At 57.8% G+C, this 19,386-nt stretch carries 8 protein-coding genes and 5 rRNA genes; 4 read left to right on the plus strand and 9 right to left on the minus strand.

The features are described from left to right. The first annotated feature begins 113 nt into the window (after positions 1–113). A complete protein-coding gene (locus HH213_RS09245) occupies positions 114–659 on the plus strand; it encodes an acyloxyacyl hydrolase (RefSeq protein ID WP_110845590.1) in 546 nt (181 codons plus the stop codon). Positions 660–707: 48 nt separating this feature from the next. Here HH213_RS09245 and HH213_RS09250 read toward each other — a convergent pair whose 3' ends face one another. The 5 genes from HH213_RS09250 to HH213_RS09270 form a co-directional block, all read right to left on the minus strand. Beyond that, the gene (locus HH213_RS09250; RefSeq protein ID WP_229263366.1) at positions 708–1,910 is read right to left on the minus strand and encodes a L,D-transpeptidase family protein; all 1,203 of its coding nucleotides are present in this window, start codon (positions 1,908–1,910) and stop codon (positions 708–710) included. After that, positions 1,804–3,099, minus strand: a complete 1,296-nt coding sequence (locus HH213_RS30535) for a L,D-transpeptidase Cds6 family protein (protein ID WP_308494531.1) — start codon at positions 3,097–3,099, stop codon at positions 1,804–1,806. The genes HH213_RS09250 and HH213_RS30535 overlap by 107 nt, the downstream gene beginning before the upstream one ends. A 165-nt stretch (positions 3,100–3,264) precedes the next feature. Continuing rightward, positions 3,265–3,377, minus strand: a 5S ribosomal RNA gene (gene rrf, locus HH213_RS09260). Between the two features lie 122 nt (positions 3,378–3,499). Continuing rightward, a 23S ribosomal RNA gene (locus tag HH213_RS09265) occupies positions 3,500–6,372 on the minus strand. A gap of 180 nt (positions 6,373–6,552) precedes the next feature. Then, positions 6,553–8,081: ribosomal RNA gene (locus tag HH213_RS09270) — 16S ribosomal RNA — on the minus strand. The 16S, 23S and 5S rRNA genes sit together here, the layout of an rRNA operon. Before the next feature lie 358 nt (positions 8,082–8,439). Here HH213_RS09270 and HH213_RS09275 point away from each other — a divergent pair. Then, on the plus strand, positions 8,440–10,497 hold the full coding sequence (locus tag HH213_RS09275) for a TonB-dependent receptor family protein (protein ID WP_229263367.1): 2,058 nt from the start codon (positions 8,440–8,442) through the stop codon (positions 10,495–10,497). On the opposite strand, the gene HH213_RS09280 is transcribed toward HH213_RS09275, so the two are convergent. Both HH213_RS09280 and HH213_RS09285 read right to left on the minus strand, forming a co-directional pair. Beyond that, positions 10,494–11,996 (minus strand): SH3 domain-containing protein, encoded by a 1,503-nt coding sequence (locus HH213_RS09280; RefSeq protein WP_169115063.1) that lies wholly within the window; start codon positions 11,994–11,996, stop codon positions 10,494–10,496. The two genes, HH213_RS09275 and HH213_RS09280, sit on opposite strands and share 4 nt — an antisense overlap. Positions 11,997–12,004: 8 nt before the next feature. Then, positions 12,005–13,201, minus strand: a complete 1,197-nt coding sequence (locus HH213_RS09285) for an SPFH domain-containing protein (RefSeq protein ID WP_169112070.1) — start codon at positions 13,199–13,201, stop codon at positions 12,005–12,007. Positions 13,202–13,388: 187 nt separating this feature from the next. On the opposite strand from HH213_RS09285, the gene HH213_RS09290 reads away from it, so the two are divergent. Next, positions 13,389–14,078 (plus strand): response regulator transcription factor, encoded by a 690-nt coding sequence (locus HH213_RS09290; protein ID WP_169112071.1) that lies wholly within the window; start codon positions 13,389–13,391, stop codon positions 14,076–14,078. Next, positions 14,075–16,144 (plus strand): sensor histidine kinase, encoded by a 2,070-nt coding sequence (locus HH213_RS09295; RefSeq protein WP_169112072.1) that lies wholly within the window; start codon positions 14,075–14,077, stop codon positions 16,142–16,144. The genes HH213_RS09290 and HH213_RS09295 overlap by 4 nt, the downstream gene beginning before the upstream one ends. Positions 16,145–16,194: 50 nt before the next feature. Here HH213_RS09295 and rrf (HH213_RS09300) read toward each other — a convergent pair. Together rrf (HH213_RS09300) and HH213_RS09305 are read right to left on the minus strand one after the other, a co-directional pair. After that, positions 16,195–16,307 (minus strand): 5S ribosomal RNA (gene rrf / locus HH213_RS09300). A 117-nt stretch (positions 16,308–16,424) separates the two neighbouring features. Next, a 23S ribosomal RNA gene (locus HH213_RS09305) occupies positions 16,425–19,298 on the minus strand. Positions 19,299–19,386 lie beyond the last annotated feature (88 nt).

Raw genomic sequence — 19,386 nt, forward strand, 5'->3', positions numbered from 1 at the left:
AAGGTAATTTGGGTCGACAATCTCGCTCCTGAATATTTTCCGGAACCCCGGTACAATCACGGGTTAGCCGTATAACAAATCTGAGATACAGCATTCAACATTCCAAGGATACTATGTTCGCTAAAAAAATGATGGCGGTTGCAGCCGCCCTGGTCGTTGCGCAAACCGCGTTTGCCGATGACAAGCTGGTTGATTCCGTGTCGGTCGACGTGGCCACCGGCGCCAAAGTCCAAATGGTACGCTTCAGTGCAGCCAAGGACTGGGACACCAAATGGTTCCAGTCGAACGGCACCAACCTGAGCGGCTACTGGGAAGCCAGCACCGGCATCTGGCGCGAAAACGCCTACATGAACCAGCCTGGCGTCGAACACAAACTGTGGGATATCGGCTTCACCCCGGTGTTCCGCTTCCAGAACGACAATAAAAAAGGCATCTACTACGAAGGCGGCATCGGCGTTCACATGCTGTCGAAGCTGTATAACAACGACGACAACCGCCTGTCGACCCACTTCCAGTTCGGCGACCATATCGGCGTAGGCTATGTGTTCGACAACCATTGGGAAGTTGCCGCCAAGGTGCAGCACTTCTCGAACGGCGGCTACAAGAAGCCGAATTCGGGCGTGAACTTCTTTGAACTGAAAGCCGCGTACCACTTCTGATACGCCATCGTCCCCGCGCCTGCGGGGACCCATGCCGAGCTAACGTTGCTACACGTTAGTCTCGGCCACAATCTTCCAGGCCGCCCCTTCCCTTGCCCAGTATTGCTTCTTGCGCACCGCGTGACGGAACTTGCCGATCACGATCTGCTGCGTGAAATTGCTGACGATGACTTCTTCCTGGCTCGGTTGGCGGAAGTAGCTGGAATCGCTGATCGTCACACTGATCTTCTTCGCCCCCGGCAGATAGCGGTTCTTGTCCAGCCAGGCATCGATATTGTCATCCGCAGCGGACTTGAACTTCGGCGAATACAATGCCTTCAGGCTGACATCATCGCGGTTCTCGACGTCACGGCGCCAGGTCTCCACCAGTCCGGCCGCCTGCTGCAAGTCCTTGTCCATCTGCTCCTTGCTGACAAACTCAACCTGGTCACCGATCAGAATTGGCGTCTTGCCGATCTCCACCGTGCGGGTCAGGAAATTCAGATCTTCATTGCTGACCACCACGCAGCCGTCGGTCGACAGCGGCGGCCGGCTGAAGGTCTCCGGCGGCGTGCCATGCACCCAGATGCCGGAACCGCTGCGGCCGTTCACCTTGTCCCAGTCATTCGGGTAATCCAGCGGCAGCGCGCCCTTGCCGTACATATCCGGCAGCTTCACGCCAGGCAAGCGGCCAATCAGGTAATACACGCCGACCGGCGTGCGCATATCGCCTTCCTTCAGCTTGTTAATGCCCAGTTTGCCCTGGCTGACGTAGAAATCCTGCACCAGCCGCAAGCCGTCATTGCGGTTCTCATACAGATACAGGCGGGAGTGGCGAGCGTCGACGATCAGCGCATGGCGTTGATCCTTGCGCATTTGCAGCAGCGCGCGCGGCAACAAGGTCGCTGCCGGACGCGCCGCCTGCAAGCGCACCGCAGCCTCGCGCCGCAGGTCGGCCAGCTTCGATTCCGCACCGGCCGGCGCTGCCGCACCCAGCACGAGCACCGGCCGCGTATGCATTAGCAGGATATCGCCGCGCACCAGATGGCCAAGACGGAAGCTTGGATACGCCTCAACCAGCGCATCCGCCTTGCGTTGCGCTGCATCCAGATCGTTCTTCGACAGCTCGGCGTAGATATCGTTGAGCAGCTCTTCCGGATTGGCCTTACGGGCGGCAGCCGCCCGTTCCGGCTTTTTTGCAGCGTAGCTGAGCTCTCCTCCCATCAGGCAGAGTAGCAGCAGGCCCACGCCGGTGACAAGACGCGCCTTCAATTGGAAACTTCCTGCTTGACTGCCATTTGCCGCCGTTCTTGACCATAACCAGCGTCTTGCGGCTGCGCGCGGTCAGGCGGTCGGATTCGTAGGTCTGGCGGAAGCTGACCTTGGCGGTGTTGCCGTTGACGGTCACCTCGGGCGCGGCCACCTCCACATGGATGCGGCCCTTGCCTTCAATGCGGGCACGGCGCTCATCGGTCCATGCCTTGCGCGTCAGGCCTTTCGGCGGTTCAAACTGCGGGCTGTAGTAGCCCAGATAGGAATCGACATTCTGTGAGGTCCAGGCCTTGGCCCAGCCATGGACTTGCGCCAGCACTGCATCGCGTTCGGACGTGTCAGGCTTGGCCACCACGACCTTGGCGGGTACCGGTGCCGGCGCGACGGCAGGCGCAGGGGCAGGCGCTGGCGCAGGTGCAGGTGCAGGTGCCGCAGCCACCTTGAGCGGTGCTGGCGCAGGTAGCGGAGCCGCCGCGACCTTGGGCGCAGCCGGAGCTGGCGTCGGCATCGGCGTTGGTGTCGGCAGCGGCGCTATTGCAACCTTAACCGGCGCAGGAGACGGCACAGGCGTTGGCAACGGCTTGGCTGCCACAGGCGCAGGCGCCAGGGGTGGAATCGTTACCGCAGCAGCCGCAACTTGCGACGCCGGCATCGGCTCCACGCCTACCATCTTGCTGCCAGCGCCGTTCGACACCGTACGCAGCATGGTCAACTTAGACTTGCCCGGCAGCGCCGTGCCCGCCCCCAGCGCCAAAGCCTTGTCATACGCCTGGCTGGCCATCTTGCCGTAAATATCGCCCAGGTTCTCGTAAGCAGTCTGATAGCTAGGATTGGTGCGCAACGCCTTCTCCAGCACCACACGCGCCTTGTCGTACTGCCCACTGGCCGCATACAGCACCGCCAGATTGTTATACGGCTCCGGAAGATCCTTGTAATCCTCGGTCAGCTTGATGAAGACGGCGATCGCCTCTTCCGGCTTGTTCTGATCAGTCAGCAGCACACCCTTCATCAAGCGCATTTGCGCATCGGCGGGGTGCTTGCTCAGATACTCATTGGTTTTGGTGAGTGCTTCGGCGACTTTGCCAGCTTTGGCCAGCTTGCTGACATCGGCAAACTCATCGGCGTGGGCAGGTGCCCAGGCCATCAATGCCAATGTGAAGTACAGCGTTTTTTGGGCTGCGAATTTCATTGAGAGGTGATGCGTAGGCGGTGAAAGTCGAGATGGTACTCCTTTATTTCCGGAGGTCAATACTCACCAAAACTATCTGTTGCGCCAAACGCAAAAAACCCCAGTTTTGCACTGAGCGCGATCTTGAGCTCGTTCAGGCTTAACTGGGGTTTTTCTATATAACTAGCTTGACGATAACCTACTTTCACACTGGTTGCAGCACTATCATCGGCGTAGAGTCGTTTCACGGTCCTGTTCGGGATGGGAAGGGGTGGGACCGACTTACTATGGTCATCAAGCTTTGACTTGTGTGCTCTGGCGCCGCCAATCGGGCGCCACAGCGAATCTGGGAGAAGTAAAGTTTTGTGTTGGGGTAGCACCACTCATCATCAGAGTAAATGCGCATAACCGTCAAGGTTATAGGGACAAGCCGTACGGGCAATTAGTATCAGTTAGCTTAATGCATTACTGCACTTCCACACCTGACCTATCAACGTCCTGGTCTCGAACGACCCTTCAAAGAGCTCAAGGCTCTGGGAAATCTCATCTTAAGGCAAGTTTCCCGCTTAGATGCTTTCAGCGGTTATCTCTTCCAGACTTAGCTACCCGGCAATGCCACTGGCGTGACAACCGGTACACCAGAGGTCTGTCCACTCCGGTCCTCTCGTACTAGGAGCAGCCCCCTTCAAATTTCCAACGCCCACGGCAGATAGGGACCAAACTGTCTCACGACGTTTTAAACCCAGCTCACGTACCACTTTAAATGGCGAACAGCCATACCCTTGGGACCGGCTACAGCCCCAGGATGTGATGAGCCGACATCGAGGTGCCAAACTCCCCCGTCGATATGAACTCTTGGGAGGAATCAGCCTGTTATCCCCAGAGTACCTTTTATCCGTTGAGCGATGGCCCTTCCATACAGAACCACCGGATCACTATGTCCTACTTTCGTACCTGCTCGACTTGTCAGTCTCGCAGTTAAGCACGCTTATGCCATTGCACTATCATCACGATGTCCGACCGTAATTAGCGTACCTTCGAACTCCTCCGTTACACTTTAGGAGGAGACCGCCCCAGTCAAACTGCCTACCATGCACTGTCCCCGATCCGGATAACGGACCAAGGTTAGAACCTCAAACAAACCAGGGTGGTATTTCAAGGTTGGCTCCACAGAAACTGGCGTTCCTGCTTCAAAGCCTCCCACCTATCCTACACAGATTGGTTCAAAGTCCAATGCAAAGCTACAGTAAAGGTTCATGGGGTCTTTCCGTCTAGCCGCGGGTAGATTGCATCATCACAAACATTTCAACTTCGCTGAGTCTCGGGAGGAGACAGTGTGGCCATCGTTACGCCATTCGTGCAGGTCGGAACTTACCCGACAAGGAATTTCGCTACCTTAGGACCGTTATAGTTACGGCCGCCGTTTACTGGGACTTCAATCAAGAGCTTGCACCCCATCATTTAATCTTCCAGCACCGGGCAGGCGTCACACCCTATACGTCCACTTTCGTGTTTGCAGAGTGCTGTGTTTTTATTAAACAGTCGCAGCCACCAGTTTATTGCAACCCGTTCGCCCTACTGAAGTAAATCAGCCAAGCTACAAGGGCGTACCTTTTCCCGAAGTTACGGTACCAATTTGCCGAGTTCCTTCTCCCGAGTTCTCTCAAGCGCCTTAGAATACTCATCTCGCCCACCTGTGTCGGTTTGCGGTACGGTCTCGTATGACTGAAGCTTAGAGGCTTTTCTTGGAACCACTTCCGATTGCTACGTGCACAAGTGCACTCGTCCCACTCCCTTGAATTACGTGCCCGGATTTGCCTAAGCACCTTCTATGAAGCAGAAACTGACTATTCCAACAGTCAGACAACCTTCCGCGATCCGTCCCCCCATCGCATCATACGACGGTGCAGGAATATTAACCTGCTTCCCATCAGCTACGCATCTCTGCCTCGCCTTAGGGGCCGACTCACCCTGCTCCGATGAACGTTGAACAGGAAACCTTGGGCTTACGGCGTGGGGGCTTTTCACCCCCATTATCGCTACTCATGTCAGCATTCGCACTTCTGATACCTCCAGCATCCTTTACAAGACACCTTCGCAGGCTTACAGAACGCTCTCCTACCATATGCTTACGCATATCCGCAGCTTCGGTGACTGGCTTAGCCCCGTTACATCTTCCGCGCAGGACGACTCGATCAGTGAGCTATTACGCTTTCTTTAAATGATGGCTGCTTCTAAGCCAACATCCTGACTGTTTTAGCCTTCCCACTTCGTTTTCCACTTAGCCAATCTTTGGGACCTTAGCTGGCGGTCTGGGTTGTTTCCCTCTTGACGCCGGACGTTAGCACCCGACGTCTGTCTCCCAAGCTCGCACTCATCGGTATTCGGAGTTTGCAATGGTTTGGTAAGTCGCGATGACCCCCTAGCCATAACAGTGCTCTACCCCCGATGGTGATACTTGAGGCACTACCTAAATAGTTTTCGGAGAGAACCAGCTATTTCCAAGTTTGTTTAGCCTTTCACCCCTACCCACAGCTCATCCCCTAATTTTTCAACATTAGTGGGTTCGGACCTCCAGTGCGTGTTACCGCACCTTCATCCTGGCCATGAGTAGATCACTTGGTTTCGGGTCTACACCCAGCGACTATCGCCCTGTTCGGACTCGATTTCTCTACGGCTTCCCTATGCGGTTAACCTTGCCACTGAATGTAAGTCGCTGACCCATTATACAAAAGGTACGCAGTCACGGAACAAGTCCGCTCCTACTGTTTGTATGCACACGGTTTCAGGATCTATTTCACTCCCCTCCCGGGGTTCTTTTCGCCTTTCCCTCACGGTACTGGTTCACTATCGGTCGATTACGAGTATTTAGCCTTGGAGGATGGTCCCCCCATATTCAGACAGGATTTCTCGTGTCCCGCCCTACTTGTCGCACGCTTAGTACCACCGGTCTGATTTCATGTACGGGGCTATCACCCGCTATGGCTGCCATTTCCAGAGCATTCCATTATCAGTCCGACTATCACGTGCAGGCTCTTCCCATTTCGCTCGCCACTACTTTGGGAATCTCGGTTGATTTCTTTTCCTGCAGCTACTTAGATGTTTCAGTTCGCCGCGTTCGCTTCACACACCTATGTATTCAGTGAGTGATGACCTAAAAGGCCGGGTTTCCCCATTCGGAAATCTGCGGATCAAAGCTTGTTTGCTAGCTCCCCGCAGCTTATCGCAAGCTACTACGTCCTTCATCGCCTGTAATCGCCAAGGCATCCACCATGTGCACTTATTCACTTGTCCCTATAACCTTGACGGCTATAGTTCTTAGCATTTACTACTTTGTGATGATGAGTTTTACTACCCAGGCATGTATCTGTCGACACACGCCTAATAAAACTTTACTTCTTCCAGATTGTTAAAGAACGATACAGCAGATAAGTGTGAGCACTTGGCATGTTCCGAAGAACCTGCAAACTCTAGAAAGGAGGTGATCCAGCCGCACCTTCCGATACGGCTACCTTGTTACGACTTCACCCCAGTCACGAATCCTACCGTGGTAAGCGCCCTCCTTGCGGTTAAGCTACCTACTTCTGGTAAAACCCGCTCCCATGGTGTGACGGGCGGTGTGTACAAGACCCGGGAACGTATTCACCGCGACATGCTGATCCGCGATTACTAGCGATTCCAACTTCATGCAGTCGAGTTGCAGACTACAATCCGGACTACGATACACTTTCTGCGATTAGCTCCCCCTCGCGGGTTGGCGGCGCTCTGTATGTACCATTGTATGACGTGTGAAGCCCTACCCATAAGGGCCATGAGGACTTGACGTCATCCCCACCTTCCTCCGGTTTGTCACCGGCAGTCTCATTAGAGTGCTCTTTCGTAGCAACTAATGACAAGGGTTGCGCTCGTTGCGGGACTTAACCCAACATCTCACGACACGAGCTGACGACAGCCATGCAGCACCTGTGTAATGGTTCCCTTTCGGGCACTCCTCAATCTCTCGAAGATTCCATCCATGTCAAGGGTAGGTAAGGTTTTTCGCGTTGCATCGAATTAATCCACATCATCCACCGCTTGTGCGGGTCCCCGTCAATTCCTTTGAGTTTTAATCTTGCGACCGTACTCCCCAGGCGGTCTACTTCACGCGTTAGCTGCGTTACCAAGTCAATTAAGACCCGACAACTAGTAGACATCGTTTAGGGCGTGGACTACCAGGGTATCTAATCCTGTTTGCTCCCCACGCTTTCGTGCATGAGCGTCAGTTTTGACCCAGGGGGCTGCCTTCGCCATCGGTGTTCCTCCACATATCTACGCATTTCACTGCTACACGTGGAATTCTACCCCCCTCTGCCAAACTCTAGCCTTGCAGTCACCATCGCCATTCCCAGGTTGAGCCCGGGGATTTCACGACAGTCTTACGAAACCGCCTGCGCACGCTTTACGCCCAGTAATTCCGATTAACGCTTGCACCCTACGTATTACCGCGGCTGCTGGCACGTAGTTAGCCGGTGCTTATTCTTCAGGTACCGTCATGAGGCGCAGATATTAGCCGCACCCTTTTCTTCCCTGACAAAAGAGCTTTACAACCCGAAGGCCTTCTTCACTCACGCGGCATTGCTGGATCAGGCTTGCGCCCATTGTCCAAAATTCCCCACTGCTGCCTCCCGTAGGAGTCTGGACCGTGTCTCAGTTCCAGTGTGGCTGGTCGTCCTCTCAGACCAGCTACTGATCGATGCCTTGGTAGGCTTTTACCCTACCAACTAGCTAATCAGATATCGGCCGCTCCAGGAGCATGAGGTCTTGCGAGCCCCCACTTTCATCCTTAGATCGTATGCGGTATTAGCGTAACTTTCGCTACGTTATCCCCCACTCCAGGGTACGTTCCGATATATTACTCACCCGTTCGCCACTCGCCGCCAGGTTGCCCCGCGCTGCCGTTCGACTTGCATGTGTAAGGCATGCCGCCAGCGTTCAATCTGAGCCAGGATCAAACTCTTTAGTTTAATCTCTGTTTTATCCGTTTTACCGGATGGTTCGCTCTTCTCAAAAATACTGACAGTATTTCTACTGAATATTTCTTTGTTGAGCATTTAATGCTTTTTGTTGCAGCACCAAATGCCCACACTTATCGACTGTAAATTTTTAAAGATCATTCTGTGTTACTAGCTGAAGAAGCGTTTTGTTCATCAGCGAAGAGGCAAGATTATGAGGCGTTTCGTACATCTCGTCAAGCTCTTCTTTTTCTCACTCAACGCTGCATTTGCATGTGTTGTTTCGTGAGGGACAGAATCATAACAAGGGCGCGCTGGTCTGGCAAGGGCTTTGTTATATTTCGTTTTCATCGTTTCCTGGGAATACACTTTGCTCCTCATCGCCCTGCTTGCCGCCGCAGCTGTAGAAACGCCGGTCGTGGTCGTCAGCGCCACGCGTACTGAACACGCCAGCTTTGACGTGCCCGCTTCTATAGACGCGGTAAAGGTCGACGACGACAACCTGCGCGTCAACGCGTCCGAGGCCTTGGCGGCCGTGCCCGGCCTGGTGGTGCAGAACCGCCAGAACTACGCGCAGGATCTGCAGATCTCATCACGCGGCTTCGGCGCCCGCTCCGCCTTCGGCGTGCGCGGTGTGCATTTGATCACCGACGGCATCCCGGCCAGCATGCCGGACGGCCAGGGCCAGGCCGCCACCTTTAATCTGGATGTGGCGGAGCGCATCGAAGTGCTGCGCGGCCCTTATTCCGCCATCTATGGCAATCACGCGGGCGGTGTGATCCAGCTGTTCACCAGGGAAGGCGATGGCTCGCCGTCGGTCGAACTGAATGTGGCCGGCGGCAGCTACGGCACGCACAAGACGGACCTCACCGCGCAGGGCAAGCAAGGGAACATCGGCTATGTGCTCGATGTGTCGCGCTTCGACACCGACGGCTACCGCGCGCACAGCGCCGCCACCCGCGACCAGGCCTACGCCAGGCTGACGCTGACGCCTGTTAAAGGTGCGAAGCTGAACATCATCGCCAACGCGCTACGGCAGGACGACACGCAGGATGCGCTTGGCGTCACCTGGGCCACCTATCAGCGCGACCCGCGCGCCGGCGAAATCGACAGCACCGATACGCAGTCGCCGAAGCGCACACTGGCCGATCGCTATAACACGCGCAAGAGCATCAACCACAAGCAAATAGGCGCGACGTGGGAGCAGCGGCTCGGCGAGGATGACCGCTTGCGCGTGACCGCCTATGGCGGCAACCGCGACGTGATTCAGTATCAAGCGTTTTCCAAAGCCTTCCAGGCGCCTGCAAGTCATTCCGGAGGCGTGGTCGACTTTGAGCGTGACTTCTCCGGCGCGGATATCAACTGGTCGCATGTGAATGCGCTGGCCGGCGGCAAGCTGACCACCACTGCAGGCGTGGAGTACGGCAGCTCCAGCGATGCGCGCCAGGGATACGAGAATTTCGTCGGCACTGCCTTTGGCGTCAAAGGCGCCTTGCGCCGCGATGAAGAGGATAAAGTCAGCAATCTCGATCCGTATCTGCAAACCGAGTGGGACGCCGGCGCGTGGCAGCTCAGCGCCGGCCTGCGTCACAGCCGCGTGAAGATTTCGGTGGATGATCACTTCCTCAGCAACGGCAATGACAGCGGCTCGCTGAACTACAGCCACACCACGCCGGTGCTGGGCGTGCTGTATCGCGTGGCGCCACAGTTGAATGTGTATGCCAGCGCGGCGCGCGGCTTTGAAACGCCGACGCTGAATGAGCTGTTCTACTCCGGCGCCGGCGGCGGTTTCAACTTCCGCTTGCAGCCGGCGTGCAGCACGCACGTGGAAGCCGGCGTCAAGGCGCGGCTGGATGAGCACACGCGCATCAATGCGGCGCTGTTCCAGGTGAAGACATCGGACGAACTGGTGGTGGATAGCTCAAGTGGCGGCCGCACAAGTTATCGCAATGGCGGCAAGACACTGCGCCAGGGCCTGGAACTGTCGCTCGATTCGTCGTGGCGCTATGGTTTCAGCACGCGGCTGGCGTTGACCACGCTGCGCGCGGTCTACGATCAGGGCTACGGCAATGTCCTGCAAGGCAGCCGCCTGCCCGGCGTGCCGAATGCGAACCTGTACGGCGAACTGGCATGGAAGGACAGCGCCGGCCGCTTTGGCGCGGCGCTGGAGGCGGTCGCTGTCGGCAAGATCTACGTTGAAGACAGCAACGTGGACCAGCCGGCGGCCGGCTATGGCGTCCTGAATGCGCGCGTCCACGCCGGCCAGCAGTGGGGCGGCTGGCGATTCAAACAATTCGCGCGCTTGAATAATCTGCTCGACAAAAATTACGTCGGCTCGGTCATCGTCGGCGACACCAACAAGCGCTATTACGAAGCGGCGCCGCAGCGAAACTGGCTGGTGGGCGGCAGCGCGCTGTATCAGTTCTAGCGCAGCGCAATGGTCTGGCGCTTCCACGCCGGATCCTGCCAGCGGTAGAACAGGCTGAGTGACGAGGGCTTGTCGGCCGACTTCAGCGTGGCCAGGGTATTGATCTCCACCAGTTCGAAGCTGCGCTTGAAGCGGCCGTCAACACGGGCCTCGCGCGCCACCAGCATGTTCTGCGTGCCGGGCACCCAGCCGGCGAATTCCACATAGCCGATGTCCGGATCGGCGGCGGCCGGCGGCATGACGTCGGCCAGCCAGCCATCGCTGGTCTGATGGAACAGCCACATCTCGCGCCAACCGTCCACCGGCTGTACCGCCAACGCCAGCGCGGTGCCTTGCGCATTGGCGCGCGCCGACGCCGCCCACACCACACCGTAGCTGCAACGTCGCGCCAGCGGATGCTGCTGATCGTGCTTGCCGTCGACCAGCAACACGCACGTCTCCCCGGGCTGCCCAGCCACCGTCGCGACACGCAAGCCAGCGCCCACCGTGGCCACGACGGCCGCCTGCGTGCCGGCAGCCTGTTTGACGCCGGGCTTCGTGGTCTGCATCGGCGCGGCTGGCGATTGCGCGGCCGCTGTGCCGATCTCCGTATCCGCCGCCCAGCGCACGCTGCCCGCGCGCACCCCGGCTTCGGCATAGGCGGCGGCATCATCCTCGGTCAACTCGGCTGGCTCCACCATCCCTAGCTCGTCCAGCGCCCGCTGCCCAGCCTCCGTTGCAGACACGCCTTTGCGCGCCCGCGCAAAGGCCACCGACGACCACACGATCGCCCGTCGCATATGCACGCGGTTCTTCACATGCGCCGGCAAATCCTTCAACTCCACCCGCTCCAGCACCTCTGCGCGCCAATCATCCAGCGCCACCCGCGCGCCCGGTCCAAGCGCGGGATCGACGCATTCCTGCCGCGTCAATCCCAGCACCGCCGCAGCCCGTTGCGATTGCGATGCCGACGCCATCGCCAGCACGCGCCGGAACGCCTCGCCGTCATAGCACAGCTGCATTCGCCCCTCGCGCTCAAAGCTGCGGATGCCGACGCCGTACCGCGCCACCGCCTCCAGATGCGCGGCAATCACCACATCGCCTTGCTTGCCTTGCCTGGCCGACGCGCGCCGCGCCAGCCGGTCCGCCATCGTCCCCAGTGCATCGAACGGTTCCGCCGTAATCGCCGCCGCCGGCGCGGCCTTCAGATACGCCGCCGCATAGCTGATGCCCAGCGACTCCGCTCCCGGCGTGTCGCGCAGAAAACGCACCACCGACAATAACTCCGGCGCATCCGCCGCCTCCAGCGACACCTTGCGCACCTGCGCCGCGCGAATATAGCCGGCCCGCTCTCGGCGATAATCGTAGACTTGCAAAAAATCCTGCTTCTCGCCGCGTATCTCCAGACTATCGCCCTGCCACAGGACCGCCTGCTGCTGCGCCGAATCCTTGGGCGCGGCACGCAGCGCCGCCTGGTCTTGCGTCACAATCGCCAGCGTCAGGGCCGCCGCCATCAACATGACCATGATTACTGTCCTTCCGCCGCCACGCGCGGCTGCTTGCCCAACAACGCCGAACCGATAAAACCGCCATCCGCCGGCGGCGGCGCGATAATCACCGACACCTTGTCCGACAGCTTGTCCGCCATGGTCTTCTGGATCAGCAGCGGATTGCGCGTCAACAGCTCACCTTCGCGCTCCATCTGCGCCACCTCCACCTTGCCGACGATCTCGTGGCGGTACGCCTCAGCCTCGGCCAGCTTGCGTCGCGCATCCGCCTCGCCGCCCGCCTCGATCAGGCGCGCCTGCGCATTGCCCTCGGACGTCTTGATGCGCGCCTCCTTCTCCGCTTCCGCCTCCAGCCTGCGCTGCTCGATCTGTTTCTGCTTGAACGGCAGCACATGCGCCATCGCCTGTTCCTGCGCGCGCGCCGCAATGATCTGCTCATTGCCGGCCGCTTCCGCCGCCTTCTCGCGGCGCACCTTCTCCGCATCCGCCTCCAGCGACGACTGCTTGACCTGCTTCTCCTTCAGCTCCAGCGTATAGCGCATCTTCTCTGTCTCCAGCTCCTCGGCCAGCAGCTTCTCCATGCCGGCCTGATACTCTTCCGGCAGGGTGATCTTGCCGATGGTAATGCCGCGCAGCGTCACGCCATCGGCTGCCAGCTTGGGCTTCAGCTCCGTCTCGATCTCCTTCTGGATTTCAGCGCGCTTGGACGAATAAATCTCGCGTACCGTATAACGCGTGAACACCTTGTAGATCACGCCCTGCACCGCCGGCTCCACAATAGCGCCACGGATATCAGGCGGCAGCGACTGCGCCATCGACACCACCCGCGATGGATCAAGCGCATAGCGCACCGTCAGGTCCACGCCCAACGCCAGCCCCTCCAACGACTGGAACGGCGCCTGGTCCGGACGTGCCGGACGATACACCTGATCCAGCAGCGATACCTGGCGCAGCACATGCACGCCCGGCATCATGAATACCGCGCCATCACGCACCGTAACAGAGGAACCGGTTAGCTGGTTGGTGCGGATGCCGACATTCCCCGGCGCCAGCTTGGCGAGCGGTGGATGCGTCGCCAGGCCGTAGATGGCGGCAGCGGCCAATCCCACCGCCACCAGCATTGCGCCATTGCGGCGCGCGCCGTCCACCGCCATGCCGGCGCCGCCGCTGAACGCAGTCCGCACCGCCTGCACCATCCGTTTGATCCGCTCTGCCATGATATTCACCTTTCGTTGAGTTCCGGGCCTATCCCTGAACAGCATGGTGCGCCGGACGATGCGGAAGTATCAACGCTGCCGCCGTCCGCCTCTCTTCCTGCCGTGTGAGGAAATCCTCACAGCCGCTTTGTGACTTTTCCCTCAAAAGCGTAGATACTTATTCCATTAGCAGAATGTGGAGCGCAGCATGTCCAGAGTCGCGGTCATCGAGGACGATCACCCTACCAGCAACCAGTTGCGGGCATGGATCGAAGCGGCACGTCCGGGCATCATGGTCGATCAATGGTTCAGCCGTGACGACGCCGAAGCCGCCATCGCCCGCGAGCGCTACGACCTGGTGGTGCTGGATATTGAACTGGGACGCGAGCGCCACGCCGGCGTCGCGATCATCAACGCCATCAACAAGCGGCATGCGACGCCGGTACTGGTGGTGTCGGCGATGCCGGCCACCATCTACCGCAGCATCATGAAAGCGCTGGACGCATGGGACTATCTGCAAAAGGCCACGTTTGAAGAAGCCGATTTCGTCGAAACCTTCCTGGAAATCCTGCGCGCCGCGCCGGTTCCTGCGCCTGCCCCCTCCGCCGGCACGGCGGAGCTGAGCATGGACCCGCTGCGCCAGCGCACGCCGATGTGGCGCGGCCAGCGCATCAACTTGCCGCTGACGGCGCAGCGCATCCTGGCGGCGCTGTTTGCACGGCGCGGGCAGGTGATCTCCTACGATGAATTATTCGACGTGGTGAAGAGCGGCCGCAATCGCGACAACATCCGCAAGCATGTCAGCACCATACGCGACGCCTTCCGCGAAATTGATCCCGACTTCACCTGCATAGAAAACGTGCCGATGCGCGGCTTCCGCTGGACCGACGGCGAATGAACTGGCGCCGGCTCAGCCTCGTTCCCTATCGCCTGCGGCTGCTGCTGCGCGCCGCCTTTATTTTCCTGATGACGGCTACGGTGGGCCTGGCGTTGTCGGTGCTCCAGCAGGAAAAGCAGCTCAGCTACAAGAACTACGAAGGCAGCTTCCAAAAAACGCGCGTGCAGGTCGCCGCAACGCTGCGTCATCCGTCCGGCCAGCTGGCGCTTCTCAATCCAAAACCGTCCACCGGCGGCGCACTGCATCCGTTACTGCTGCCCTTCGCCGCGCTGGATTTCGATGACCTGCAAAAAGTGCAGCAGGCGGTGGCGATGTCCGGCTGCCTGGCGCAATACGGGAATAATGGCTCACTGTGCGTCGGCATCGGCAATAACCCGTGGGCCGGTGGCTTCATCTACGTCGCAGGCAGCTTCGATAGCGCGCAACTGGTGCCGCATGTGCGTGGCGACCAGGTGGTCGATCAGGCGCACCGCGTGCGGGTCAAAGTGACGCTGCGCGGACAAACGTATGACTGGATCGCGCCGTTTGAAGAAAGTACCGAGCCGCAAACGCCCGGCCGCCGCTACGGCGGCATGCGCGGACGCCTAACCGGCTTCACCGCCGCCGATGTCGCGCGCGGCAAATCCCCGGTGGTCAAGGACTTCCGCGGCTGGATCTGGCAAAACCCGCGCTGCAACCAGCCCGACATCGCCGACGATGACACCAACTGTGCGCGCAGCGCATTCTTCTCCCTGCGCCTGCCGGTCGCCGTGCTGCAAGACGCCTTGTTTGAAAAGCGCCGCCCGGAGTGGCCGCCTGCGGATCTGGATCGCATCAGCGTCAGTATCGCTGTGCTGCCGCCGGGTGATGGCGCACCACTGCTGGACAGCAGCACCGGCCCGGCTGCTCCGCCGTTCTCGCTGACCGATCTGAAATCCATGCTGCTGCCGGGCGAAAGCCTGCAAATCAAACGGCTCAGTGATGGCGCGGCGCTGCCGGTGCTGGTCGCGCCGATTGATCCGGAAGACCAGAGCTGGCACTTCGTCACGGCGCTGATCCGCCGCCTGCCGGTGGACGCCTACGATGTGCCGCTGGCGGCGAAGGAAATCATCGCCACACCGGCCGGCAGTTACGAAGTGCTGCTGAAAGGCGATGTGCGCAGCGTGAGCAAAAGCCTGAGCGTGGTGGCCAGCCGCCTGGTTTGGTTTGTCGGCGCCATGCTGGCGGCGCTGATGCTGGCTTGGCTTGTGATCGAGATCGGCATCATCAATCGCGTCAAGGTGCTGATCAAGCGGGCCGATGACGTGGGCGAACGCGTTAAAGCGGCGCAGGGATTTTCGGAGGCAGATCTGGCCGACCTGCGCGGCGAAGATGAACTGGGCGTGCTGGCGACCGGACTGCATGACCTGCTGCGCCGCGTGCGCGAAGACGTCGAACGCGACAATATTCGCGCCGAACAGGAACGCGATATGTGGCATGCGGTGGGCCACGAGATCATGTCGCCGCTGCAGTCGCTGATGGTGTTGCACGGTGCGCCGGAGGACCAGAGCCACCGCTACATCAGCCGCATGCAGCAGGCGATTCGCGTACTGTATGGACGGGCGTCGCCAAGCGAAGCATTTCAGTCATCCGAACTACAGGTGAGCGAGATCGACCTGACGGCGTTTTTGCAGAACGTGGCCGGCAATGCCTGCCACGTCGGCATCGACGGCGTGCGCTTCGATGGGCCAGCGGAGCCGCTGACCGCGCGCGCGGATGAATATTCTCTGGAGGATGTGGTCACGCATGTGCTGCGCAACGCCGAGCGTTACCGCAAGCCGGGCAGCCCGATCACCATTACGCTGGAAGGCAGCGACACCGGCGCCGCGATCGGCATTCACAACGACGGTCCGCAGATCCCCTCCGACATGCTGACCAAGATCTTTGAATACGGCGTATCGGACCAGCCGGAGTCCGGTGCCGAAGGCAATCGTGGCCAGGGCCTGTTCGTAGCCAAGACCTATATGGCCAAGATGGGCGGCACCATCGTTGCGCAAAATCGTGCTGGCGGCGTCAGTTTCATCCTGAGTTTGCAGCGCGGGGCGTGAATGCGAAAAGGCCCGCACAGATAAACTGAGCGGGCCTTTTCTAATAACTAGCTTGACGATAACCTACTTTCACACTGGTTGCAGCACTATCATCGGCGTAGAGTCGTTTCACGGTCCTGTTCGGGATGGGAAGGGGTGGGACCGACTTACTATGGTCATCAAGCTTTGACTTGTATGCTCTGCAGCCAACGGCTGCACAGCGAATCTGGGAGAAGTAAAGTTTTGTGTTGGGGTAGCACCACTCATCATCAGAGTAAATGCGTATAACCGTCAAGGTTATAGGGACAAGCCGTACGGGCAATTAGTATCAGTTAGCTTAATGCATTACTGCACTTCCACACCTGACCTATCAACGTCCTGGTCTCGAACGACCCTTCAAAGAGCTCAAGGCTCTGGGAAATCTCATCTTAAGGCAAGTTTCCCGCTTAGATGCTTTCAGCGGTTATCTCTTCCAGACTTAGCTACCCGGCAATGCCACTGGCGTGACAACCGGTACACCAGAGGTCTGTCCACTCCGGTCCTCTCGTACTAGGAGCAGCCCCCTTCAAATTTCCAACGCCCACGGCAGATAGGGACCAAACTGTCTCACGACGTTTTAAACCCAGCTCACGTACCACTTTAAATGGCGAACAGCCATACCCTTGGGACCGGCTACAGCCCCAGGATGTGATGAGCCGACATCGAGGTGCCAAACTCCCCCGTCGATATGAACTCTTGGGAGGAATCAGCCTGTTATCCCCAGAGTACCTTTTATCCGTTGAGCGATGGCCCTTCCATACAGAACCACCGGATCACTATGTCCTACTTTCGTACCTGCTCGACTTGTCAGTCTCGCAGTTAAGCACGCTTATGCCATTGCACTATCATCACGATGTCCGACCGTAATTAGCGTACCTTCGAACTCCTCCGTTACACTTTAGGAGGAGACCGCCCCAGTCAAACTGCCTACCATGCACTGTCCCCGATCCGGATAACGGACCAAGGTTAGAACCTCAAACAAACCAGGGTGGTATTTCAAGGTTGGCTCCATAGAGACTGGCGTCCCTACTTCAAAGCCTCCCACCTATCCTACACAGATTGGTTCAAAGTCCAATGCAAAGCTACAGTAAAGGTTCATGGGGTCTTTCCGTCTAGCCGCGGGTAGATTGCATCATCACAAACATTTCAACTTCGCTGAGTCTCGGGAGGAGACAGTGTGGCCATCGTTACGCCATTCGTGCAGGTCGGAACTTACCCGACAAGGAATTTCGCTACCTTAGGACCGTTATAGTTACGGCCGCCGTTTACTGGGACTTCAATCAAGAGCTTGCACCCCATCATTTAATCTTCCAGCACCGGGCAGGCGTCACACCCTATACGTCCACTTTCGTGTTTGCAGAGTGCTGTGTTTTTATTAAACAGTCGCAGCCACCAGTTTATTGCAACCCGTTCGCCCTACTGAAGTAAATCAGCCAAGCTACAAGGGCGTACCTTTTCCCGAAGTTACGGTACCAATTTGCCGAGTTCCTTCTCCCGAGTTCTCTCAAGCGCCTTAGAATACTCATCTCGCCCACCTGTGTCGGTTTGCGGTACGGTCTCGTATGACTGAAGCTTAGAGGCTTTTCTTGGAACCACTTCCGATTGCTACGTGCACAAGTGCACTCGTCCCACTCCCTTGAATTACGCGCCCGGATTTGCCTAAGCGCCTTCTATGAAGCAGAAACTGACTATTCCAACAGTCAGACAACCTTCCGCGATCCGTCCCCCCATCGCATCATACGACGGTGCAGGAATATTAACCTGCTTCCCATCAGCTACGCATCTCTGCCTCGCCTTAGGGGCCGACTCACCCTGCTCCGATGAACGTTGAACAGGAAACCTTGGGCTTACGGCGTGGGGGCTTTTCACCCCCATTATCGCTACTCATGTCAGCATTCGCACTTCTGATACCTCCAGCATCCTTTACAAGACACCTTCGCAGGCTTACAGAACGCTCTCCTACCATATGCTAAAAGCATATCCGCAGCTTCGGTGACTGGCTTAGCCCCGTTACATCTTCCGCGCAGGACGACTCGATCAGTGAGCTATTACGCTTTCTTTAAATGATGGCTGCTTCTAAGCCAACATCCTGACTGTTTTAGCCTTCCCACTTCGTTTTCCACTTAGCCAATCTTTGGGACCTTAGCTGGCGGTCTGGGTTGTTTCCCTCTTGACGCCGGACGTTAGCACCCGACGTCTGTCTCCCAAGCTCGCACTCATCGGTATTCGGAGTTTGCAATGGTTTGGTAAGTCGCGATGACCCCCTAGCCATAACAGTGCTCTACCCCCGATGGTGATACTTGAGGCACTACCTAAATAGTTTTCGGAGAGAACCAGCTATTTCCAAGTTTGTTTAGCCTTTCACCCCTACCCACAGCTCATCCCCTAATTTTTCAACATTAGTGGGTTCGGACCTCCAGTGCGTGTTACCGCACCTTCATCCTGGCCATGAGTAGATCACTTGGTTTCGGGTCTACACCCAGCGACTATCGCCCTGTTCGGACTCGATTTCTCTACGGCTTCCCTATTCGGTTAACCTTGCCACTGAATGTAAGTCGCTGACCCATTATACAAAAGGTACGCAGTCACGGAACAAGTCCGCTCCTACTGTTTGTATGCACACGGTTTCAGGATCTATTTCACTCCCCTCCCGGGGTTCTTTTCGCCTTTCCCTCACGGTACTGGTTCACTATCGGTCGATTACGAGTATTTAGCCTTGGAGGATGGTCCCCCCATATTCAGACAGGATTTCTCGTGTCCCGCCCTACTTGTCGCACGCTTAGTACCACCGGTCTGATTTCATGTACGGGGCTATCACCCGCTATGGCTGCCATTTCCAGAGCATTCCATTATCAGTCCGACTATCACGTGCAGGCTCTTCCCATTTCGCTCGCCACTACTTTGGGAATCTCGGTTGATTTCTTTTCCTGCAGCTACTTAGATGTTTCAGTTCGCCGCGTTCGCTTCACACACCTATGTATTCAGTGAGTGATGACCTAAAAGGCCGGGTTTCCCCATTCGGAAATCTGCGGATCAAAGCTTGTTTGCTAGCTCCCCGCAGCTTATCGCAAGCTACTACGTCCTTCATCGCCTGTAATCGCCAAGGCATCCACCATGTGCACTTATTCACTTGTCCCTATAACCTTGACGGCTATAGTTCAAGCATTTACTACTTTGTGATGATGAGTTTTACTACCCAGGCATGTATCTGTCGACACACACCT

This window comes from Duganella dendranthematis (assembly GCF_012849375.1).
Lineage (GTDB): Bacteria > Pseudomonadota > Gammaproteobacteria > Burkholderiales > Burkholderiaceae_D > Rugamonas > Rugamonas dendranthematis.